Here is a 20,118-nt window from a genome sequence, read left to right on the forward strand (position 1 = left end):
CACCGGGGGCCTTCGAAGAGCGCTCCTGGAGGGATAGCGCTTGGGTGGTTCTGAGATGCTAACGCAAAAACCTTACGGACGTTCCGCGGTGACCAAGCGGGCTTGGCGCACCGGGGCTTTGCGACTTTCCGCGTTCCGCAGGCAGGACGGCTCGAAGTTCGGCCAGGCCTGTTCCGAGCAATTGGAGCCGAGCGCGCGGATGTCCAGCCGGTCAGCCTTGGCGAGCGCGACCGGAACGCTGGCTTCGACCCGCGGGGCAAAACCCGGGAGAATGGTGAGGGCAGCAGCCACGAACGCGGCAATGGCAACTGCGGAAAGAGCCTTGATCATGACGGACCCCTGTCGGCGGGCCTTTTGACCCGGTTATTGTCGCTTCCCAATGTCGCGGGTTTACCCAAGCCTGGTTTCAGAATGTCTTCTTCCCGCCTAATTCAGGTTTCGTCGCTGAGGGGGTTTGTTTCTCCGGCAAAGTTCCGTGAAACAATTCGCTAAAAACCATCATGTTTTCAGCGGCTCAGCTCTCCTGAGACAGACGCGCCAACCCCGCTTTCGGTTCGATCCGTCCAGTGAAATAAAATGCCGGATCCGGCTGGAACCAGATCGGCTTGCGGCCGTCCTGCCGCCGCGCTAGACGGAAGTATGTCCCGTATCGCGCTGTATCCCGGTTCCTTCGACCCCGTCACCAACGGCCACCTCGACGTCGTCCGCCACGCGGTCGCGTTGTGCGACAGGCTGGTGGTCGCGATCGGAATTCATCCAGGCAAAAAGCCGCTGTTCACGACGGAGGAGCGGCTGATGATGGTAAAATCGGTGTTCGAGCCGGTCGCGAATGCGGCCGGCTGTGCGTTCGATTGCACCACTTACGACAATCTCACGGTCACCTCGGCGCAGCAGGTCGGCGCCACCCTCATGATCCGCGGCCTTCGCGACGGCACTGATCTCGACTACGAAATGCAGATCGCCGGCATGAACGAGACGATGGCGCCGGAGATCCACACCGTGTTTGTGCCGGCCTCGGTCGGGGTACGCCCGATCACCGCCACACTGGTACGGCAAATCGCTGCCATGGGCGGCGACGTCTCCGCCTTCGTGCCGCCGGACGTCGCGGCGAGCCTGAAATCCAAATTCGCCGGCTAGCCGGCTTTTCCAATTCGGAGTTTCCATGATCCGTTTGATGGGCATCATCGCCGCGCTGGTGTTCGCGCTGCCCGCGCTGGCGCAGCCGCTTCCCGCCAGCCTCGACAAGCAGAACGCCATCGTCATCGACAGCACCAAGGGTCGCATCGTGATCCAGCTCCGGCCGGACATCGCTCCGCAGCACGCCGAGCGGATCAAGCAGCTCGCCCGCGACGGCTTTTACAACAACGTGCCGTTCCACCGCGTAATGGCCGGCTTCATGGCGCAAACCGGGGACGGCCAGAACTTCAACGGCACCGGCGGTTCGAAATATCCGAATCTGAAGCAGGAGTTTTCCAAGGTGCCGTTCAAGCGCGGCATCGTCGGCATGGCCCGCCGCGGCGACAGCGTCGACACCGCCAACGCGCAGTTCTTCATCATGTTCGACGACGGCCCGAGCCTGAATGGGCAGTACACGGTGATCGGCGAAGTGGTGTCCGGCATGGACGTCGTCGACAAGCTGAAGAAGGCCTCGGCTGGCTCGCCCGGCGGCTCGGTGACCGACCCCGACAAGATGGTCAAGGTCCAGGTCGCCGCTGACGCAAAGTAACCGGCCACAATGCCGCCGCGCCGACAGGTTGCTGTCGCGGCGGTGTTGATCGCTGTCGCGATCGGCCTATCGAGCCGGGTTGCGCTTGCGCAGGCTACGCCGATCGACAATCTGAACGAGTTATTCGCGGCGCTGAAACAATGCTGGCGTCCGCCTCAGCTCACGCCGGGCGATCCCGGCATGCAGATCACGGTGCTGGTGAGCTTCAAGCGCGACGGCGAGATCCTCGGCAAGCCGCGGATCACCTTCGAGAGTGCGAATACGCCGGGGGCCGACAGTCTTGTCTATCGGATCGCGGTGATGGAAACTTTGCAACGGTGCACGCCCTTGCCATTCACGAAGAGCATGGGCAACGCCGTCGCCGGACGCCCCTTCACGCTGCGGTTCGACGATCGCAGAACACTTCCCAAACCAAACGAGAAGAGAGCATGGCTGACAACGAGAACATCCTGATCCTCGAAACCACGCAGGGCGCCGTCAAGATCGAGCTTCGCCCCGATCTGGCGCCGAACCACGTCGCCCGCATCAAGGAACTGGTGCGCGAGGGCTTTTACGACGGCATCGTGTTTCATCGGGTGATCGAGGGCTTCATGGCCCAGACCGGCTGCCCGCAGGGCACCGGCACCGGCGGCTCGGGCAAAAAGCTCAAGGCCGAGTTCAACAAGGAGCCGCATGTTCGTGGCACCGCCTCGATGGCGCGCGCCGCCAGCCCGGATTCCGGCGACAGCCAGTTTTTCATCTGCTTCGACGACGCCCGCTTCCTCGACAACCAGTACACGGTGTGGGGCAAGGTGATCGAGGGCATGGAGAACGTCGACAAGATCAAGCGCGGCGAGCCGGTGCAGAACCCGGACAAGATCGTCAAGGCGCAGATCGCTGCCGACGCAGCGGCCTGATCCGCGGACGGCCTCAGCAAGAAAGGTGTCATGCCCGGGCTTGACCCGGGCATCCATCATTTTGAGAGCGATGGATTGCCGGGCGAGCCCGGCAATGACGGGTCCTTACGATGCGCACCGAATTGTTCGATTTCGATCTGCCGGCGAGCAGCATCGCGCTGCGGCCGGTAAGCCCGCGCGATGCCGCGCGGATGCTGGTGGTGCGTCCCGGCGCGACCCTCGAGGATCGCGCCGTGCGCGACCTGCCGGCGCTGTTGCAGCCCGGCGATCAGCTCGTCGTCAATGATACCAGGGTGATCGCCGCGCAGCTCACCGGCCGGCGGATCGGTCGCGCAACAGAGCCCAGGATCGAGGCGACGCTGATCAAGCGGCTCGACGGCTCGCGCTGGCAAGCGCTGGTCAAGCCGGCCAAGAAACTCGCAGAGGGCGACGTCGTTCGCTTCGGCCATGACGGCCGGGTCTGTCTGCTCGGCCATCTCGACGCGACCGTCGAAGCCAAGGGCGACGCCGGCGAGGTGACGCTGGCGTTTACATTCCATGGGCCAGCGCTCGATCAGGCGATCGCCGAACTCGGCGCGACGCCGCTGCCGCCTTACATCGCCTCCAAACGCACGCCCGATGATCAGGATGCAGCCGACTACCAGACGATGTTTGCGGCCAATGAGGGCGCTGTCGCAGCGCCAACAGCGGGATTGCATTTTACCCCGGAGCTCGACGCGGCGCTGAAGGCGCGCGGCGTGACGCTGCACCGCCTGACGCTGCATGTCGGGGCAGGGACGTTCCTGCCGGTGAAGGTCGACGACACCGCCGAGCACAAGATGCACGCCGAGTGGGGCACGATCAGCAGGGCCACCGCGGACGCGCTGAACGCGGCGCGGGCGCAAGGCGGCCGCATCGTCGCGGTCGGCACCACCTCGCTGCGCCTCCTGGAGAGCGCCGCGCGCGAGGACGGCACGATCGCGCCGTTTGCCGACGAGACCGCGATCTTCATCACCCCCGGCTACAGATTTCGTGCGGTCGATGTGCTGATGACCAACTTCCATCTGCCGCGATCGACGCTGTTCATGCTGGTGTCGGCATTTTGCGGGCTCGAGACGATGCAGGCGGCCTATCGCCACGCCATCGACTCCGGCTATCGCTTCTACTCCTATGGCGACGCCAGCCTGCTGTTCCGGGAACCTGCCTCCAGATGAGCGTACCGAACCATTTCGAACTGCTCGGTCGCGACGGCGCGGCGCGCACCGGTCGGCTGACCACGCCGCACGGCGTGGTGCGGACACCGGCCTTCATGCCGGTCGGCACCGCGGGTGCAATGAAGGGGCTGCATTGGCGCGAGGTGCGCGACGCCGGCGCCGATATCGTGCTCGGCAACACCTATCATCTGATGCTGCGTCCCGGAGCGGAGCGGATCGCGGCTCTCGGCGGGCTGCAGCGCTTCACCACCTGGAACGGACCGATGCTGACCGATTCCGGCGGCTTTCAGGTGATGTCGCTGGCGCAGCTGCGCAAAGTCTCAGAGAAGGCGGTGAACTTCCGCTCGCATATCGACGGCGCCGCAATCGAATTGTCGCCGGAGCGCGCGATCGAGGTGCAGCTGCTGCTCGGCAGCGACATCGCGATGCAACTCGACGAATGCGTACGACTGCCGGCGGAGCGCGCCGACATCGAGCGCGCGATGCAATTGTCGCTGCGATGGGCCGAGCGCTGCAAGCGCGCGTTCGAGCAAGCGCCGGACGGCCACATGCTGTTCGGCATCGTGCAGGGCGGCGACGTGCCGGAGCTGCGCCATGCCAGCGCACGCGGTCTGGTCGACCTCGGCTTCCACGGCTACGCGATCGGCGGTCTCGCGGTCGGCGAGCCGCAGGAGGTGATGCTGGCGATGATCGAGGAGGCGGCGCCGATCCTGCCTGCCGACCGGCCGCGCTATCTGATGGGCGTCGGCACGCCGGAAGACATTCTCGAAGCGGTAGCGCGCGGCATCGACATGTTTGATTGCGTGATGCCGACCCGGAACGGACGCCACGGCGTCGCGTTCACCCCGTTCGGACCGGTGAATCTGCGCAACGCCCGCCACGCTGACGATCCGCGGCCACTCGACGAGGATAGCGACTGGCCCTCGACCCGCAACTGCTCACGGGCCTATCTGCATCATCTGGTGAAATCCGGCGAGACGCTGGGCGCGATGCTGCTGTCGGAAATCAACATCGCGTACTATCAGCGGCTCATGCGCGATATGCGTGGCGCAATTGCAGACGGCTCATTCGGGACATTTCGCGCTCAGACCCGTGCGGGCTGGGCGCAGGGCGACATCTCACCACGAGGCAGCGCGTAAAGATGACGGCGGCCAGGCCGCAACTAGTTGCAGGCGAACCGCTTCAGCGAGTGCTTCGTCACGAAGCCGTAACCGCAGGTGTCGCAGGTCCAGAGATAGCTGACGATGCTCTCTTTCACAAATGCGGAGGCTTCCGCTGCGACCATCGAATCTGCGCAGACCGGGCAAGTCGGCAGATCGCTTCCACGCGGTGCAGGACGAGAGGCATTGGTCGACAGGACTTCAGCAATTGCTGGCATCGTGACCTCCTCAGCATTCAGTGGTCGAACTATCCGAGTTGCACGAACTATACACCAGGAACTCTGACGATGTCGCAACACAAATGCGTTCGTTCTGAGAAATCGATTCTGCAATGCAGCGCCGATGTGACCGCGTCGAAAATGTTGCGATCCTGTGAGCTGCGTGCACCCATCGATGTGATTCATCTGGCCTTGCCGCGTGCAATGCATCGTGAACGGTTCGTTACCACGTCAAGTTGTGACCGCAGCAACGCGTGCGCAGACGCGTCTTTGCTCCGTCAATTCGTCAGTGCTTCTGACTCAATCACTCAGTGAAGAGGACTCCATGTCTCAGCCGCCACGCCGCCCGCGCACATTGAACGATGCCCGCACCGAAGCGGAAGCCGCCTTCAAGAAGGTGACGACCAAGCCGGTGGAAGCGCCTTCGGTGAAGAAACAGGCGCTACCTGGGATCAAGGAAATGGTCTCGCTGCGGATCGATCAGGATGTGCTCGAGCACTTCCAGGGCGACGGTCCCGGCTGGCAGGACCGCATCAACGCAGCGCTGCGCAAGGCTGCCGGGCTTTAACGCAGCCACTAGCTGCGGTCGCGCGCGGTCGCCTCCGGCCGGACAGTGCGCAGATTCAGCAGATTGCCTGTGAGGATCAGCGCGGCGCCGAGCACGGTGTAGGCGTCGAGACGCTCGCCGTAGATGAGCCAGCCGGCCGTCGCGCTCAGCGGGACCCTCAGGAAGTCCATCGGCACCACCACGGTGGCGTCGGCATAGGACAGCGCCCGCGTCAGGCAGTAATGCGAAAACGTGCCGCAGAATGCGATCACGACGATCCAGGCCCACACATAGGCGGACGGCCACTGCCAGACATACACCGACGGCAGCAAGCCGAGCACGGACTGGATGACCAGCATCCAGAAGATGATCGTCATGGTGCTCTCGGTTCTGGTCAGTGATTTGACCAAGGTGATCGAAACCGCAAAGCCGACCGCCGCGGCGAGGGCGATCAATTGGCCCGGTTCGACCGCGCCCGTGGCGGGACGCACGATGACGACGACCCCGACGAGGCCGAGCGCGACAGCCGCGATCTTCCAGAGGTTGAGACGCTCACCCAGGAAGCTCGCCGCCAGAATCGCGATCCAGATCGGCATGGTGAACTCGATCGCGACGACCTGGCCAATCGGAATCAGCGTCAGCGCGAAAAACCATCCGAGCTGGGCGCCGTAGTGGACCAGATTGCGGGCGAGGTGCGGCAGCGGTCGGGTCGTCGCCATCGCGGCGAAGCCGCCGGCGCCCAGGATCAGCGGAACCATCATGACGAAGCCGATCACCGAACGCAGCTCCATGATCTGGAACACGTTGAGTTCGCGCGACGCCTCGCGGCCGGCAACCGCGATGATCACCATCAGGCTGAGCCAGCCCGCCATCCATAGCGCGGCCAGGCTTTTCGAAGGCTGTCGGGTCATCGGCGGCTGTTCTGCAGTTTTTTTGCCAAGCGTTTCCTGCTGCTCTATCGGCGAGCCCGCTGCCCTTGGCAACCCGCTGCGCGGATCGTGATGGTTGATTTCCTGCTGCTGCTGTGCCCCGATCGGTAGGAAGAGCCGCGCAAGCCGGCTCGCAGGTGACAAAGGGAGGACGAGTGATGCGGACCTTGCAGCCGGCCGATTGGTCAAAACCCCGCGGCTTCTCGCACGGCGTTGCGTTCATCGGCCCGGGACAGTGGCTGGTGCTGGCCGGCCAGACCGGCACCAATGACAACGGCGAGTACGAATCGGACGACCTCGCCGCCCAGGTCGGCGCCGCGCTGAAGCGGATCGTGACGCTGCTGGCCGAGGCGGGCGCAGGACCCCAACACATCGTTCGGCTAACCTGGTATCTCACCAGCCGCGACGACTACGCGGCTGCGGGCGCTGGCATCGCCGCAGCCTGGCGCGACACGCTGGGACGGCATTTCCCGCCCTCGACCCTGCTCTATATCTCCGGGCTGGTCGATCCGCGCGCCAAGGTCGAAATCGAAGTGACGGCGTTCGTGCCGGCCAGATAGCGATGCTGCGGGCCTTGCAAGGCGGGCGGGTTTCGGCCAACAAGCCGCCTGATTGCAAGGAGTTCGATCGATGACGCAGCGTTCCATCTCGGCCAATTTCGTGACGGCCTTCGCCACCGGCTGGCCGGAGAATCAGCCTGACGTACTGATCCTGTCGCTGACCACGCAGAACGGCGTGCAGGACTTCGCGCTGACCAAGGAACAGGCGCTGCTGGTCGCCAAGACGATGAAGCGCACCGCGACTCAACTGGTCGCGCCAAAACGTCAGGCGTGAGCCGCAGGCCTCTCGGCGTGGAGCTTTTCGATCAGCGTGATGGGTGATGGAGCGGCGCGCGTTTCGACAAGAATCGGTCGACCGTTCGACTCCTAGAGATCTTCCGGTTTTGATAGAATCAGTACCGGAGCTCTAACTTTTTGTTCTGACACGTTTTCTTCACGCGAACCGGTACCCACTTCGCTCGAAACGCTATAGTCCCGATTGATCGGGTCGTATCAATGTTTGGAAATGATATTTTCTTTTGAACGTCCGGATCTGTTCAAGGTCTGAGGCTCTCGATCGTGCGCCCCGGAGGTTTCATTCCTGGGCGCATTTTTCTTGCGCACCATTCTTGCAGACCATGGCAGAGCTCAAAAGGCCGCTCTCAAAAGCAAAGACCGGGCTCCATGGGAGCCCGGTCTCTTGTCGCGTAGCTCGATTGAGCCGTATCAGCCGACGTTGACGGTCGACGTGATCGCGGCGGTCTTGCCGTTCCAGTACTTCGGGAACCAGGTGGTGTTGCTGAGAACAGCAGCGTGCACCAGGATCGCGATGACAGTCACGCTGCCGAGCAGCAGGGGCAGGCCGACGGTCGGGCTGACCACAGTCCAAATTCTACCTTGATTCATGGTCAATCCTCCTTAGTGCAGCCAGGGCGAGTAAACGTAGGCGAGGAAGTGAGCGACGATCGCGATCGCACCGAAAATACGGGTGCCATCGATCACGTGCTTGTGGAGCTCTTCGGACTCCTCGACCGACAGACCGGTCAGTGTCTTTTCAGCCATTTTAATAAACCTCAATACTGAGTTGTGCTGTGAATCGAACAGCCGCACTGCAGCGCTCGATGGGGGCACTATGATCGGAACCATCGCCAAGAACATTGCGCAGGAACAATTTTTCGTGATTTCAAAAGTCGTAGATCTGGTGACGCCGGTATTTTGGTAGGTAATCAGCCGATTAATCGTGGCGCCTGGGTCGCGAACTGCTCGTCCTGGGGCTCGGCGGGCAGGGCCGTATGGGTCCGGGCGTGCTCGATCACACGCGCTAGCAAAGAGAGACCGAGCGGCGCCAGCGCGCGCTCCCACAGTTCGCGGGCGGTCTCGCCCTTGTGCACAAAGCACCATTCCTGCAACGCAATTGCGCCGGCGTCCATTCGGTCGGCGAGGTGGTAGACCGTGCCGCCGGCAATCGGGTCGCCTTCGCGAATGGTCCATTCCACCGCGGCAATTCCGCGATGTCGAGGCAGCAGCGACGGGTGATAGCCGATTCCGCCCAGCCGGGAGGCCGCCAGCGCATCGCGGCCGACTCTTGCGTGGCTGTGAGCGGCGACGATCAAATCAGTGTCCGGCGCGATCTCCGCGGCGGTCACGAGCTTCGGGCTTGCTTGCACCGTGACAGCGATTCCGGCCGCCTCGGCCGCCAGCGCCAGACGGTCGCCGCCATCGGCGACCACGACCCGCGGCACAGCAATGTCGCGCCCGCGCAGCATCTCCAAGGTGGCCACGCCAAAATGTCGTGAGCCGACGAGGGTGATGCGCATGAGGTCTTTTATCTTTTGTTGAAACGGCAGGACTGCGCCGGCGCAAGGCCGGGCAAGGCAGCAATGGTGAGCGCGGAGGGACTCGAACCCTCGACCCCATGATTAAAAGTCACGTGCTCTACCGTCTGAGCTACGCGCTCACGTGCCGCGCTGTGTAGGGGGCTGGCACGGCTTGGTCAATAGCCGAGGGCCGAGCAAATGCACCCCTGTGGCGCCGGATTTGGTCAGGCGCACAGATATTTACGGCCTAATCCTCGTCCAACCATTCAGCCGTCGATGACGGCTGAAATCTTCTCAGGCGGCGTCGTGGTGGATTTCCTGGGCCACCTTCTGCCGTGCCGGGAGCGCCGGCGGCAGCGCCACCGGCCGCAGGCCGATCAGCTCGGCGGTGCGGACGCGGGTGTCGGTCCACCACGTAAACGCGTTGATTCGCGAATTCTCGAGGATCGCGATCGCCACCGCCGACAGGAACGGCAGGCTCTGCAGCACCAGCACCCCGGCGAAGATGTAGATCTCGTGGATCTGGCGGAAGGAGTTGGACGCCACGAGCACCCCCGCGCCGATCAGCAGCAGGACCCCGATCACGGCCTCCCAGAACGCCTGGAACTCGACCGACATCAGCGTCAGGCCGCCCTTGGAGGTGCGGGCGAAGGCGAGGTGTTCGGTGATCAGGCCCTGTGCGACGGCGCGGGACACCGTCCACTGCACCGACATCGCCGCGATCATCGCGCCCAGCATCTGCGGCACGTTGATCTTCACCCGCAGCCGGTACAGCACCAGGAAATGCGCCAGCGTCACCACGAACGAGGCGATGATCGGCAGGGTCAGGATCTTGTCTGGGATGGCGATGTCTGCGAAGGCGACGATCGGCACCCAGATCAGATTGAGGATCGCCACCACCACGCCGAGGCTTTCGGCGCCAAGCCAGTTCAGCCAGCCGAGGCCGAATTCGCGCTTCTGGTCCTGGCTCAGCCGGCTGTTGCCGGGCAGGAAGCGGCGCCAGTGCTTCTTGATGATCTGGAAGCCGCCATAGGCCCAGCGATGGCGCTGCTTCTTGAACGCCTCATAGGTGTCCGGCAGCAGGCCGTAGCCGTAGCGCGTGTTCGTATAGTGAGTGAGCCAGCCGTGCTCCATGATCTCGAGGCCGAGGTCCGAGTCCTCGCAGATCGTGTCGCTCGACCAGCCGCCGGCCATGTCCATCGCGGCGCGGCGAATCAGGCACATCGTGCCGTGCACGATGATGCCGTTGGATTCGTTGCGCTGGACCATGCCGATGTCGAAGAAGCCGGCATATTCGCCGTTCATGATGTAGTGCATCAGCGAACGGTCGCCGTCGCGATGCTCCTGCGGCGCCTGGACCAGGCCGACCCGCGGATCGTCGAAGGCGGGCACCAGATCTTTCAGCCAGTCCGGCGTCACCACATAGTCGGCGTCAATGATGCCGATGATCTCGGCGTCGACGGCGGTGCGCTCCATCGCGATCCGCAGCGCGCCGGCCTTGAAGCCCTGGACCTTCTCGGCGTTGATGAACTTGAAGCGCTCGCCGAGTTCGCGGCAATGGTCCTGGATCGGCTGGGTGAAAGCCGGATCCGGGGTGTTGTTGATGATCACGACGCATTCGAAGTTCGGATAATCGAGCTGCGCGACCGCATCGAGCGTCTGCTTGAGCATCTCCGGCGGTTCGAAATAGGCCGGGACGTGGATCGACACCTTGGGGTAGCTGACGGCGCCGGAAGCCTTCGCCTCAGCCTGCTGGGCGTCGGTCATCGCGCGCGTGATCAGCCGGCGCGGCTTGTGACCGAATGCAACGACCGAGATTTCCTCAATGCGCGCCAGTGCGATCAGCACCAGTGGAACCAGCAGGGTCATGCCGAGCGTCAGCGCGAAGGCCGAGCCGAACACGAAATAATGCCCCGTCCAATAGGCGAACACGGTCGCAGCCCAGGCGCCGACGCCGTGCGCGGCCGAGGACAGCAACAGGGTCTGCATCGCCGTCGGGGTGGCGAGCTGCAGAATCGGCAGTGACAGCAAGATGCCGACCAGCAGCGCGATGCCGGCCAGCTTCCAATACGCCGGATCGACCACCGGACCGGTCCAGGCGAATTTCGGGTGCCGCGACGCGTCGAGGATGCCCCAGTACGGACCGACGCCGCCTTCGAAGTACTTCCAGGGCTGATCGATCGCTTCGACGATGTTGTATTCCATGCCGATGGCTTCGGCGCGGCTGACGAAGTTGCGCAGCGTCACCGCCTGCTCGAACGGCCCGGGGATCGCCGCCTTGAGATTGTAGCCGGCGCTCGGCCAGCCGAATTCGGCGATCACGATGCGCTTGCCGGGGAAAGCGTCGCGCAGCTTCTGGTAGATGATCAGCGCCTGATCGACCGCCTGCTTGTCCGAGAAGCCTTCCCAATAGGGCAGGATGTGCGCGGCGATAAAGTCCACCGACGACGCGAGCTCGGGGTTCTCGAGCCAGATGTTCCAGATCTCGCCTGTGGTGACCGGCACATTGACCTGGCTCTTCACACGCTGGATCAACTTGATCAGATCCTCGACCTTCTGGTCGGCGCGGTAGATCGTTTCGTTGCCGACGACGATGCCGTTGACGTTGCCGTTGCGCTTGGCGAGGTCGACGGCCGCCTGCATTTCCCGTTCGTTGCGGTCGCTGAACTTGTCGATCCAGGCGCCGACCGTGACCTTGATGCCCACTTCGTTGGCGATCGGGGGCACCAGCTCAACGCCGCCGGTCGACGAGTAGAGACGGATCGCCCTGGTCATCGGCGCCAGCGTCTTCAAGTCGCTGCGGATGCGCTCGGCGCTCGGGATATTATCCACGTCGGGGTGGGCGGAGCCGTCGAACGGCGCGTAGGACACGCTCGGCAGCATGCCGCTGAAGTCGGGGGCTTTCTGTTTGTCCCGGAGGATACCCCAGAGACCAGCGTGAGCGGCGGTGACGAAAAGCAGAACAGCGACGACGGCGCGCATCGCGACTAAACCATACGGGGCCTAGATGGCTGGTCAGCGGACCCGTCCCCGAGGTCCGACCAAGGCGGTAGCAATTCAAGCATACAGCTCGGCCCCGTCGACGATGAATTCATACGACGCCGTGGCGAATTAAGGGCGGTTACAAGCCAACCGCAAAAATTTCTGAACGTTCCGAAACTGCGCCGGACTATTTCGCCGGCGCAGAAGAGGGAGCAGTCGCAGGGGCCGGCGTCGCGGGACCGGGCACAGGAGCAGCAGGTTGCGTGTTCGCGGCCGGCTTCCCGGACGGCGCTGCAGGAGCAGCAGTCGCTGCCGCCGGCTGCTGTTGCGCGGTCGGATTGATCCAGCAGGCGTGGACACGTCCGCTGAGGCCTTCCGGCACCTTCGGATCGATCGGTCCGGAGCGGACAAGGCAGCGGAACGCGGCCTGGATGTGGCCGGTCGGGCAACCGAAGCGGTCGTACAGATCGAGATGGCGGAACGCGGTGTCGAGGTCATCGCGCCACATCAGCACCACCACGCGGCGGCCGAGCCAGACGCATTCCGGATTGCCGGCGGGACCGTTGATCGCCTGCGCGGCCTCGACGAATTCGTCGGTCTTGCGCTGGCTCTCCTTGAGAGGGTCCGCGGGCGGTTGGGCGGGCTGGTTGGCGTTGGCCGGCGGCTTGTTGTTCTGGTCCTGAGCACGCAGGTCGCCGCTCTGGGCAATCGCGCCGCCGATCCCGATCAGCAGGGCAAGTCCGGTCGCGGCCAGGCCACGCAACAGCGCGTTCTGGAACTCAAGGAATACTCGTCGCATAGCGTCCCCGATCTGTTGTCCGGGTCACAACGGCCTCGGTCCCCATCCGCCCGACGCCGCCGCATTTCGTCGCCGATGCGGCGTGACCCTGCACGATTTCCCATGACGGACATTTCAGGATTTGTCCAGCAATGACAATTGATCGCCAGCGACATGACGACGAATTCACGTTGCTTAACATTCGTTCATTCCGGTCCGGGAAATTTTGCGTCACCTTATGCCCTTGGCAGATCGCCTGCGAGCGGGTAATCGACGATGCTTCTGGAGGACGGAACCCATTTCTTTTCGCACGCCGCTGGCGCTTCTCCCGATTTCTCTCGGCATCATCTTCGGCGTCTGGTGGTGGATCGCCACGCCGGTCACATTGGCACGCGCTCCGATCGACCCGAGCGACAAGCTCGAATGCGTCTCGTATGCGCCATTCCGCGGCGAGCAGACGCCGCTCGATCCGACGACTCGGATCGGCGCGGAACAGATCGAGCAGGATCTGACGCAACTCGCCAAGATCTCGAAATGCGTGCGGACCTACTCGGTCGACAACGGCCTCGAGCAGTTGCCGGCGATTGCCGGAAAGGTCGGACTCAAGGTACTTCAGGGCATCTGGCTCGGCAACGAACGCGCCAAGAACCTGGCGCAGATCGCCGTGGCGGTCGGCCTGACGAAGGATCATCCGAACGTCATCAGTTCGCTGGTGGTTGGCAACGAGGTGCTGCTGCGGGGCGAAATGACGGCAGCAGACCTTGCCGCGACGATTCGTCTGGTGAAGTCGCAGGTCAAGGTGCCGGTCACCTATGCGGATGTCTGGGAATATTGGCTGCGCAATCGCGATATCTACGACGCGGTCGACTTCGTCACGATTCACATCCTGCCTTATTGGGAGGATCTGCCGATTCGCGCGCGCAATGCCGCGAGCCACGTCGATCAGATCCGCAAGCGCGTCGCTGTCGCATTTCCGTCGAAGGAGATCCTGATCGGCGAGACCGGCTGGCCCAGCGCCGGGCGGATGCGCGAGGGCGCACTGCCGTCTCGCGCCAACCAAGCGCGCGTGGTGTCGGAAATCCTCGGCCTTGCGAAGCTCGAGAACTTCCGCGTCAATCTGATCGAAGCCTACGATCAGCCTTGGAAGCGGGAGCTCGAGGGCACCGTGGGAGGCTATTGGGGTCTGATCGACGCCGACAATCGGGAGCTGAAATATCCGGCGGGCCTGCCGATCAGCAATTTCCCGCAGTGGAAGCTGTCGATGGCTGCCGGCATGGTGCTGAGCGTGCTGGTATTCGCCGCCGCGATGCTGACGCTGCGCCGGAAGCCGTGGCCGCCGCGGCTGGTAGCCTGGCTCGCAGTGGGGGCGTCCGCGACCGCGGGCGGCGTGCTGCTCGGCGTCGCCGTCGACAAGATGCTGGTCGAGAGCTACGGCTGGGGCCGATGGCTGCAATGGGGCTTGCTGCTGGCGAGCGGGGTGCTGACGCCGATCCTGGCCGCCATTGCGCTGGTGTCCGGACGGGCGCTGCCGACTTTCCTCGAACTGTTCGGTCCGCGCGAAGATCGCAGCCGGTCGTTCCTGACCTATGCGCTCGGTCTGTCGGTGGTGGTGACCACCCTGATCGGCGCGCAGAGCGCGCTCGGCTTCACGTTCGATCCGCGCTATCGCGACTTCCCGTTCGCCTCGCTGACGATGGCGGTGCTGCCGCTGTTTCTGCTGATGCTGCTCAATCGGCCGCAGCAGGGCGTGCGGCCGATTGCCGAAGCGGTGTTCGCCGGGGTGTTCGCAGTGTCCGCGCTCTACACGGTGTTCAACGAGGGGCCGAAGAACTGGCAGTCGCTGTGGACCTGCGCGGTCTATGCGATGATGGCGCTCACGCTGTGGCAGGCGCGGGCCGCGCAAACCCCAAAATAAGCAGCCCGATCGCGATCCCCGACAGGCCGATATTGTAGAGCACGATGCCGAAGCCGGCAGCGACGAGTCCCGCGGTCAACAGCACGATCGACGGCCGGATGAAGTGCAGGATGGCGATCACCACCGCCGCGATTCCGAAAACCGAATTGCGGAACAGGTAGGTCATCAAGAGCCGGGTCTTGCACAGCATCGATTGCAGACCGGCGTCGCAGGCGAGCGCCACGGTCGAGAGTTCGATCGCAAGATAGCGCAGATACAGCGCATAGCCGACGGTGAGGAATCCGACGATCAGGAGCCACTGCACCTGATACGGGGAGAGGCGGAACGGTTGTTTCTTCATGGCGCGATTATGCTGCGGATTGCCGCCCTGAACAACCCGCCGAAGCGCGGCTTGTCAGCCTGATTTTCAGCGGAGGCCCAGAATCGACGTCAGCGACGCCGGCTTCGGAGCCGGGGCGGGGGCCGGCGGCTCCGGCGCGGCGGGCGGCTCCGGCGCGGCGGTCACCTTGGGCGGTCGCTTGCGCTGAGTCCGCGCCGGCGGCGTCGTCGAAATCAGCGGCAGACGCTGGCCGTCGAACAGCGAGGTTTCACAGGAGTGGTCGGCCGCGTCGATCATGGCGCAGAGCCTCGCCGCCGCAGCGGCGTCGTTGAGCGGTCCGGCCACCAGCCGGAGCTGTCCGCCGCTGGCGCTCTCCTTGACCATGATGATCGGCCGCATGTCCTTCAGCTGCTTGTGAGCCTTCGACACTCGCCGCCACAGGCTGCGCAGCCCCTCCACCGAATTGGCCCCCCCCAATTCGACGCCGAATTCGGTGTGGGGCACGGCGACCGGCGTCTCCTCCGCGGAATCGACCTCTGGCTCGGCCGCCGGGCTGACCGGGGGCGTGGCCGCTCTCGGCTCGATCAGCTTACCGGCGGCGGAATCCGGTGGCGCCAGCATCGAGCGTGGCGGCATCAGGGGCATGGCCGGTGAGATCGCGGCCATGGCGGCCTTGTCGCCCCGCTTGGTCTCGGCCTCCTGGGCGGGCGGCAACGCCGGCATCGCTGCGGACCATGATGCGGTAGGTGGCGCCGCGGGGGGCGGTGTTGTGGAAGTCGGAGCCGAGGGAGGCGGCACTGCGGCGAGGATCGGAGCCGGTGGTTCCGGCGCCGAGACTGCTGCCGGCGGAGTGGCCGATTCCGTAGCGTTCACCGCGGCTGGACGTTTCGATGCAGAGGGCGTCGGCTGCACCAAGCTGGTCGAGGACGGCGCAGGCAGACTCGCCTTGGAATCGACAGCGGCGATCGGCGGGGCTGCATGCGCTGGTTCTTTGACCGGGATTTCAGGAAGCGTCGCCACAAAAGCCTTGTCGGACTTTTCAGAGCCGGAGGGCTTGGCCGCAGCCTGCACCCGCGCAATCGAGCCCGTCACCGAATCGAGTCCCTGCTCGATGGAGCCGAGCCGTGCGTACAGCCGGTCGCGGTCGCCGTTGAGCGTCTCGATCGCCGCCGCGAGCCGGCTGGCTTCGCTCTGGCTCTGCTTGGCGAGTTGCTGGATCGTCTGAGACTGCCGCGCCAGGTCGGCGGCGGCGACCTGGTCGCGCCGGCGGTCGGTCGCGGTCTGGCTGGCGAGGATCGCGATCACCAATGCGCCGAGCGAGCCGGCCGCCCATGACGCCAGCCGCCACTTGGCTTGGTTGTCGAGTTCTTCCTCGTCCGCCAGGAAACGCGTCAGCCAGCCGCCCGATTCCTCGGTCGCGAAGCTGTCCGCCAGATCATCGCTCTTTTTCCTCGCCATTCGAACGTCCAAAGGTCCCAGCCGCCGAAGCGAATCATATGGCTGACATTAACAGGGAAATCTCCGCTCGATGCCGCCAACGAGGCATTTTCGCGTCCCGAAAGCCGTTTCCCCTTCGCCGGAAAACCATTTATGAGGGCTGCAAACAGACCTCACGGGATTTGATATGACGACGAGAACCAGCCTGACCATCGTGCTCGCCGCCGGCGAGGGAACGCGGATGCGGTCGTCGCTGCCGAAGGTTCTGCACCCGGTGGCCGGCCGGCCGCTGCTCGCTCACGTGCTCGCCGCCGCGCCGCACGGCGCAGACGACAAGCTCGCCGTGGTGATCGGCCCAGATCATCAGGCGGTGGCCGATGAGACCAAACGGATCCGGCCCGATGCGGAGACCTTTGTGCAGAGCGAGCGGCTCGGCACGGCCCATGCGGTTCTCGCGGCGAAGCAGGCGATCGTGCGCGGCGCGGACGATCTTCTGATCGCGTTCGGCGACACGCCGCTGATTTCGGCCGAGACCTTCGTCCGGCTGCGCGAACCATTGCGCAACGGTTCGGCGCTGGTGGTGCTCGGCTTTCGCGCCGCCGATCCGACCGGCTATGGCCGGCTGGTGGTCGAAGGCGATCAGTTGGCCGCGATCCGCGAGCAGGCCGACGCCAGCGCGGACGAGCTGAAGATCACGCTGTGCAATGCCGGTGTGATGGCGATCGACGGTCGTATCGCGCTCGACGTACTCGAGCGGATCGGCAACGCCAACAAGAAGGGCGAGTACTATCTGACCGACGCGGTCGGAATCATGCGCGAGCGCGGCCTGCGCGCGAGCGTGATCGAGACTGACGAAGACGAAGTCCGAGGCATCAACACCAAAGCGCAACTCGCCGAAGCCGAAGCGGTGATGCAGACGCGGCTGCGGCAGGCGGCGATGACCGCCGGCGTGACGCTGATTTCGCCGGAGACGATTCATCTCGCGGCCGATACGAGGTTCGGCAAGGACGTCACGATCGAACAGTTCGTGGTGATCGGCCCCGGCGTCAGCATCGCGGACGGCGCGGTGATCCACTCGTTCTCGCACATCGTCGGCGCGTCGGTCGGCAGCAACGCGTCGGTCGGCCCCTATGCGCGGCTGCGGCCGGGCACGTCGCTCGGCGACGGCGCCAAGATCGGCAACTTCGTCGAGACCAAAGCGGCAAGGATCGACGCCGGCGCCAAGGTCAATCATCTCACTTACATCGGCGATGCGCATATCGGTGAGGGCGCGAATATCGGCGCCGGAACGATTACTTGCAACTATGACGGCTTCAACAAGCATCGCACCGAGATCGGCGCAGGCGCTTTCATCGGGTCCAATTCATCGCTGGTCGCGCCGATCAAGATTGGTGTCGGCGCGTATGTCGGGTCGGGCTCCGTGATCACCAAGAACGTGCCGGACGATTCCCTCGCGGTCGAACGCAATGATCAGACGGTCCGTGTCGGTTGGGCGAAGCGGTTTCGCGAAACCAGTGCGCGCGCCAGGAAACCAAAGACCAGTTGAGTTCGGTCGAGTTCGGACGCGTGGTTAACGCGATATCGCTTCAGATGTCGTAATCCGCAATAATTCTTGACTACCTTTGTATTTGCGGAACTCGCTACATATCAATGACGCCGGGCATTGCCGGCCTTCGGGAGATAATCAACCGCATGTGCGGAATCATCGGGATTTTGGGACGCGGACCGGTCGCCGATCGACTGGTCGATTCATTGAAACGGCTCGAGTATCGCGGTTACGATTCCGCCGGCGTTGCGACACTCGAAGGAACGCATCTCGAACGGCGGCGCGCCGAAGGCAAGCTGAAGAATCTCGAGGCGCGCCTCAAGAAAGAGCCGCTGAGCGGTCATTCCGGAATCGGCCACACCCGCTGGGCGACGCATGGCAAGCCGACCGAGACCAACGCGCATCCGCACGCGGCCGACGGCGTCGCCGTGGTTCACAATGGCATCATCGAGAATTTTCGCGAACTCCGCGCGGAGCTCGAGGCGGACGGCGCGAAATTCGCGAGCGAGACCGACACCGAGGTCGTCGCGCATCTGGTGAACGCCGCGATCCGCAAGGGCGCATCGCCGGTCGATGCGGTGAAGGCGGCGCTGCCGCGGCTACGCGGCGCATTCGCGCTGGCTTTCCTGTTCAGGGATCACGACGATCTGATGATCGGCGCCCGGAAGGGCTCGCCGCTGGCGATCGGTTATGGCGACGGCGAGATGTATCTCGGCTCCGACGCGATCGCGCTGGCGCCGCTGACCGACGATATCAGCTATCTGGACGACGACGACTGGGTCGTGCTGACCCGGACCGGTGCGGAAGTCCATGACGCCAAGGGCGATATCGTCCATCGCGGCGTGATGAAGTCCGGTGCGTCGTCGTTCGTCGTCGACAAGGCGAACTATCGCCACTTCATGGCGAAGGAGATTCACGAGCAACCGGAAGTCGTTGGTCACACGCTCGCGCGCTATCTCGACATGGCGACCGAACGGGTGTCGCTGCCGGCGAAACTGCCGTTCGATTTCAAGGATATCCAGCGCATCTCGATCACCGCCTGTGGCACCGCGAACTACGCCGGCTATATCGGCAAGTACTGGTTCGAACGGTTCGCGCGGCTGCCCGTCGAGATCGATATCGCGTCGGAGTTCCGCTATCGGGAAGCGCCGTTGCGCAAGGGCGATCTGGCGATCTTCATCTCGCAGTCGGGCGAAACCGCCGATACGTTGGCGGCGCTGCGCTACGCCAAGGAGCAGGGGCTGCACACGCTGTCGGTCGTCAACGTGCCGACCTCGACGATCGCTCGCGACAGCGAAACGGTGATGCCGACGCTGGCCGGGCCGGAGATCGGCGTCGCCTCGACCAAGGCGTTCACCTGCCAGCTCACCGTGCTCGCTGCGCTCGCCGTAGCGGCCGGCCGGGCGCGCGGCGAATTGTCGGAGGAGGACGAAACCAAACTGGTGCACGGCCTGATCGAACTGCCGCGACTGATGGCGGCGGCGCTCGCCACCGAGCATCAGGTCGAGCGGCTGGCGCGCGACATCGCCAAGTCGCAGGACGTGCTCTATCTCGGCCGCGGCACCAGCTATCCGCTGGCGCTGGAAGGCGCGTTGAAGCTCAAGGAAATCTCTTACATCCACGCCGAAGGCTACGCTGCCGGCGAGCTCAAGCACGGCCCCATTGCGCTGATCGACGAGAAGATGCCGGTGGTGGTGATCGCGCCCTACGATCGGGTGTTCGACAAAACCGTGTCGAACATGCAGGAGGTCGCCGCCCGAGGTGGCCGAATCATCCTGATCACCGACGCCAAGGGGGCCGAGGAGGCGACGGTGGATTCGCTGGTGACGATCGTGCTGCCGGACATGAACGCGGCATTCACGCCGCTGGTGTATGCGATCCCGGTGCAACTGCTTGCCTACCATACGGCCGTCGTCATGGGCACGGACGTCGACCAGCCGCGCAATTTGGCGAAGTCGGTGACCGTCGAATAGGCAGGCGCGGGCCGTTCTATCCACACCGGCCTGTTGTTGAGGCGGCGCGAAGCGCCTATATCGGAACATTCGACGTCGGGGTCATCGGGCCTCGTCCGGGTGGTTGGGTACGATCGACTCGAACGGAGCCGGTCATTCTCTGC

Annotated in this window: 22 protein-coding genes and 1 tRNA gene; 12 read left to right on the forward strand and 11 right to left on the reverse strand. The window is 64.2% G+C overall.

Features of this window, described 5'->3' with window-relative positions; translation table 11 throughout:
• Window positions 1-72: 72 nt before the first annotated feature.
• Window positions 73-330, reverse strand: a complete 258-nt coding sequence (locus BMY71_RS11290) for a hypothetical protein (RefSeq protein ID WP_011503005.1) — start codon at window positions 328-330, stop codon at window positions 73-75.
• Between the two features lie 309 nt (window positions 331-639).
• Between BMY71_RS11290 and coaD the strand changes: the two genes are divergently transcribed.
• The 6 genes from coaD to tgt all read left to right on the forward strand — a co-directional run bounded on the left by coaD (window position 640) and on the right by tgt (window position 4,954).
• A complete protein-coding gene (gene coaD, locus BMY71_RS11295; protein WP_092683803.1) occupies window positions 640-1,137 on the forward strand; it encodes a pantetheine-phosphate adenylyltransferase in 498 nt (165 codons plus the stop codon).
• Window positions 1,138-1,162: 25 nt separating this feature from the next.
• The gene (locus BMY71_RS11300) at window positions 1,163-1,726 is read left to right on the forward strand and encodes a peptidylprolyl isomerase (protein WP_092683805.1); all 564 of its coding nucleotides are present in this window, start codon (window positions 1,163-1,165) and stop codon (window positions 1,724-1,726) included.
• A 9-nt stretch (window positions 1,727-1,735) separates the two neighbouring features.
• Entirely contained in the window at window positions 1,736-2,179 is a 444-nt protein-coding gene (locus BMY71_RS11305) for an energy transducer TonB (RefSeq protein WP_092683807.1), read from the forward strand.
• A complete protein-coding gene (locus BMY71_RS11310) occupies window positions 2,155-2,622 on the forward strand; it encodes a peptidylprolyl isomerase (protein ID WP_011503009.1) in 468 nt (155 codons plus the stop codon). The genes BMY71_RS11305 and BMY71_RS11310 overlap by 25 nt, the downstream gene beginning before the upstream one ends.
• 110 nt (window positions 2,623-2,732) lie before the next feature.
• A complete protein-coding gene (gene queA / locus BMY71_RS11315; protein WP_092683809.1) occupies window positions 2,733-3,815 on the forward strand; it encodes a tRNA preQ1(34) S-adenosylmethionine ribosyltransferase-isomerase QueA in 1,083 nt (360 codons plus the stop codon).
• Window positions 3,812-4,954: a tRNA guanosine(34) transglycosylase Tgt gene (tgt, locus tag BMY71_RS11320; protein ID WP_092683811.1), complete on the forward strand. Its 1,143-nt coding sequence runs from the start codon at window positions 3,812-3,814 to the stop codon at window positions 4,952-4,954. The genes queA and tgt overlap by 4 nt, the downstream gene beginning before the upstream one ends.
• Before the next feature lie 23 nt (window positions 4,955-4,977).
• On the opposite strand, the gene BMY71_RS11325 is transcribed toward tgt, so the two are convergent.
• A complete protein-coding gene (locus tag BMY71_RS11325; RefSeq protein ID WP_092683813.1) occupies window positions 4,978-5,193 on the reverse strand; it encodes a hypothetical protein in 216 nt (71 codons plus the stop codon).
• Window positions 5,194-5,518: 325 nt separating this feature from the next.
• Here BMY71_RS11325 and BMY71_RS11330 point away from each other — a divergent pair, with 325 nt between their 5' ends.
• Complete coding sequence (locus BMY71_RS11330) at window positions 5,519-5,761, forward strand: BrnA antitoxin family protein (protein ID WP_092683815.1); 243 nt, start codon at window positions 5,519-5,521, stop codon at window positions 5,759-5,761.
• Window positions 5,762-5,769: 8 nt separating this feature from the next.
• On the opposite strand, the gene BMY71_RS11335 is transcribed toward BMY71_RS11330, so the two are convergent.
• Window positions 5,770-6,651 (reverse strand): DMT family transporter, encoded by an 882-nt coding sequence (locus BMY71_RS11335; protein WP_092683817.1) that lies wholly within the window; start codon window positions 6,649-6,651, stop codon window positions 5,770-5,772.
• Between the two features lie 176 nt (window positions 6,652-6,827).
• Between BMY71_RS11335 and BMY71_RS11340 the strand changes: the two genes are divergently transcribed.
• Together BMY71_RS11340 and BMY71_RS11345 are read left to right on the forward strand one after the other, a co-directional pair.
• Entirely contained in the window at window positions 6,828-7,229 is a 402-nt protein-coding gene (locus BMY71_RS11340; RefSeq protein WP_092683819.1) for a RidA family protein, read from the forward strand.
• Between the two features lie 70 nt (window positions 7,230-7,299).
• On the forward strand, window positions 7,300-7,503 hold the full coding sequence (locus tag BMY71_RS11345) for a hypothetical protein (protein ID WP_011503016.1): 204 nt from the start codon (window positions 7,300-7,302) through the stop codon (window positions 7,501-7,503).
• Between the two features lie 431 nt (window positions 7,504-7,934).
• Here the strand turns inward: BMY71_RS11345 and BMY71_RS11350 are convergent, their stop codons facing one another.
• From BMY71_RS11350 to BMY71_RS11375, 6 genes are all read right to left on the reverse strand, one after another.
• Window positions 7,935-8,114 carry a light-harvesting protein gene (locus tag BMY71_RS11350; protein WP_011503017.1) on the reverse strand — a complete coding sequence of 60 codons (180 nt, stop codon included), beginning with the start codon at window positions 8,112-8,114 and terminating at the stop codon, window positions 7,935-7,937.
• Window positions 8,115-8,126: 12 nt separating this feature from the next.
• The gene (pufB, locus tag BMY71_RS11355) at window positions 8,127-8,270 is read right to left on the reverse strand and encodes a light-harvesting antenna LH1, beta subunit (protein WP_011441749.1); all 144 of its coding nucleotides are present in this window, start codon (window positions 8,268-8,270) and stop codon (window positions 8,127-8,129) included.
• 164 nt (window positions 8,271-8,434) lie between these two features.
• On the reverse strand, window positions 8,435-9,025 hold the full coding sequence (locus BMY71_RS11360; RefSeq protein WP_092683821.1) for a formyltransferase family protein: 591 nt from the start codon (window positions 9,023-9,025) through the stop codon (window positions 8,435-8,437).
• A gap of 64 nt (window positions 9,026-9,089) precedes the next feature.
• Window positions 9,090-9,165, reverse strand: a tRNA-Lys gene (locus tag BMY71_RS11365).
• A 154-nt stretch (window positions 9,166-9,319) separates the two neighbouring features.
• Complete coding sequence (locus BMY71_RS11370) at window positions 9,320-12,007, reverse strand: glycosyltransferase (RefSeq protein ID WP_092683823.1); 2,688 nt, start codon at window positions 12,005-12,007, stop codon at window positions 9,320-9,322.
• A 187-nt stretch (window positions 12,008-12,194) separates the two neighbouring features.
• The gene (locus BMY71_RS11375) at window positions 12,195-12,806 is read right to left on the reverse strand and encodes a beta-1-3, beta-1-6-glucan biosynthesis protein (protein WP_092683825.1); all 612 of its coding nucleotides are present in this window, start codon (window positions 12,804-12,806) and stop codon (window positions 12,195-12,197) included.
• Between the two features lie 217 nt (window positions 12,807-13,023).
• Between BMY71_RS11375 and BMY71_RS11380 the strand changes: the two genes are divergently transcribed.
• Window positions 13,024-14,700: a glycoside hydrolase family 17 protein gene (locus BMY71_RS11380; protein WP_092683827.1), complete on the forward strand. Its 1,677-nt coding sequence runs from the start codon at window positions 13,024-13,026 to the stop codon at window positions 14,698-14,700.
• On the opposite strand, the gene BMY71_RS11385 is transcribed toward BMY71_RS11380, so the two are convergent.
• Complete coding sequence (locus BMY71_RS11385) at window positions 14,660-15,040, reverse strand: hypothetical protein (protein WP_011503022.1); 381 nt, start codon at window positions 15,038-15,040, stop codon at window positions 14,660-14,662. The two genes, BMY71_RS11380 and BMY71_RS11385, sit on opposite strands and share 41 nt — an antisense overlap.
• Before the next feature lie 66 nt (window positions 15,041-15,106).
• On the reverse strand, window positions 15,107-16,477 hold the full coding sequence (locus tag BMY71_RS11390; RefSeq protein WP_092683829.1) for a hypothetical protein: 1,371 nt from the start codon (window positions 16,475-16,477) through the stop codon (window positions 15,107-15,109).
• Between the two features lie 166 nt (window positions 16,478-16,643).
• Here BMY71_RS11390 and glmU point away from each other — a divergent pair, with 166 nt between their 5' ends.
• Both glmU and glmS read left to right on the forward strand, forming a co-directional pair.
• Complete coding sequence (glmU, locus tag BMY71_RS11395) at window positions 16,644-18,002, forward strand: bifunctional UDP-N-acetylglucosamine diphosphorylase/glucosamine-1-phosphate N-acetyltransferase GlmU (RefSeq protein WP_092683831.1); 1,359 nt, start codon at window positions 16,644-16,646, stop codon at window positions 18,000-18,002.
• A 146-nt stretch (window positions 18,003-18,148) separates the two neighbouring features.
• Entirely contained in the window at window positions 18,149-19,975 is a 1,827-nt protein-coding gene (gene glmS, locus BMY71_RS11400; RefSeq protein WP_092683833.1) for a glutamine--fructose-6-phosphate transaminase (isomerizing), read from the forward strand.
• The last annotated feature ends 143 nt before the right edge of the window (window positions 19,976-20,118 follow it).

The sequence above is a fragment of the Rhodopseudomonas pseudopalustris genome, assembly GCF_900110435.1.
Lineage (GTDB): Bacteria > Pseudomonadota > Alphaproteobacteria > Rhizobiales > Xanthobacteraceae > Rhodopseudomonas > Rhodopseudomonas pseudopalustris.

Coding starts and splice junctions, on each gene's coding strand:
- BMY71_RS11290 (WP_011503005.1), bottom strand. CDS start 330: ATGATCAAGGCTCTTTCCGCAGTTGCCATTGCCGCGTTCGTGGCTGCT.
- coaD (WP_092683803.1), top strand. CDS start 640: ATGTCCCGTATCGCGCTGTATCCCGGTTCCTTCGACCCCGTCACCAAC.
- BMY71_RS11300 (WP_092683805.1), top strand. CDS start 1,163: ATGATCCGTTTGATGGGCATCATCGCCGCGCTGGTGTTCGCGCTGCCC.
- BMY71_RS11305 (WP_092683807.1), top strand. CDS start 1,736: ATGCCGCCGCGCCGACAGGTTGCTGTCGCGGCGGTGTTGATCGCTGTC.
- BMY71_RS11310 (WP_011503009.1), top strand. CDS start 2,155: ATGGCTGACAACGAGAACATCCTGATCCTCGAAACCACGCAGGGCGCC.
- queA (WP_092683809.1), top strand. CDS start 2,733: ATGCGCACCGAATTGTTCGATTTCGATCTGCCGGCGAGCAGCATCGCG.
- tgt (WP_092683811.1), top strand. CDS start 3,812: ATGAGCGTACCGAACCATTTCGAACTGCTCGGTCGCGACGGCGCGGCG.
- BMY71_RS11325 (WP_092683813.1), bottom strand. CDS start 5,193: ATGCCAGCAATTGCTGAAGTCCTGTCGACCAATGCCTCTCGTCCTGCA.
- BMY71_RS11330 (WP_092683815.1), top strand. CDS start 5,519: ATGTCTCAGCCGCCACGCCGCCCGCGCACATTGAACGATGCCCGCACC.
- BMY71_RS11335 (WP_092683817.1), bottom strand. CDS start 6,651: ATGACCCGACAGCCTTCGAAAAGCCTGGCCGCGCTATGGATGGCGGGC.
- BMY71_RS11340 (WP_092683819.1), top strand. CDS start 6,828: ATGCGGACCTTGCAGCCGGCCGATTGGTCAAAACCCCGCGGCTTCTCG.
- BMY71_RS11345 (WP_011503016.1), top strand. CDS start 7,300: ATGACGCAGCGTTCCATCTCGGCCAATTTCGTGACGGCCTTCGCCACC.
- BMY71_RS11350 (WP_011503017.1), bottom strand. CDS start 8,114: ATGAATCAAGGTAGAATTTGGACTGTGGTCAGCCCGACCGTCGGCCTG.
- pufB (WP_011441749.1), bottom strand. CDS start 8,270: ATGGCTGAAAAGACACTGACCGGTCTGTCGGTCGAGGAGTCCGAAGAG.
- BMY71_RS11360 (WP_092683821.1), bottom strand. CDS start 9,025: ATGCGCATCACCCTCGTCGGCTCACGACATTTTGGCGTGGCCACCTTG.
- BMY71_RS11370 (WP_092683823.1), bottom strand. CDS start 12,007: ATGCGCGCCGTCGTCGCTGTTCTGCTTTTCGTCACCGCCGCTCACGCT.
- BMY71_RS11375 (WP_092683825.1), bottom strand. CDS start 12,806: ATGCGACGAGTATTCCTTGAGTTCCAGAACGCGCTGTTGCGTGGCCTG.
- BMY71_RS11380 (WP_092683827.1), top strand. CDS start 13,024: ATGCCCTTGGCAGATCGCCTGCGAGCGGGTAATCGACGATGCTTCTGG.
- BMY71_RS11385 (WP_011503022.1), bottom strand. CDS start 15,040: ATGAAGAAACAACCGTTCCGCCTCTCCCCGTATCAGGTGCAGTGGCTC.
- BMY71_RS11390 (WP_092683829.1), bottom strand. CDS start 16,477: ATGGCGAGGAAAAAGAGCGATGATCTGGCGGACAGCTTCGCGACCGAG.
- glmU (WP_092683831.1), top strand. CDS start 16,644: ATGACGACGAGAACCAGCCTGACCATCGTGCTCGCCGCCGGCGAGGGA.
- glmS (WP_092683833.1), top strand. CDS start 18,149: ATGTGCGGAATCATCGGGATTTTGGGACGCGGACCGGTCGCCGATCGA.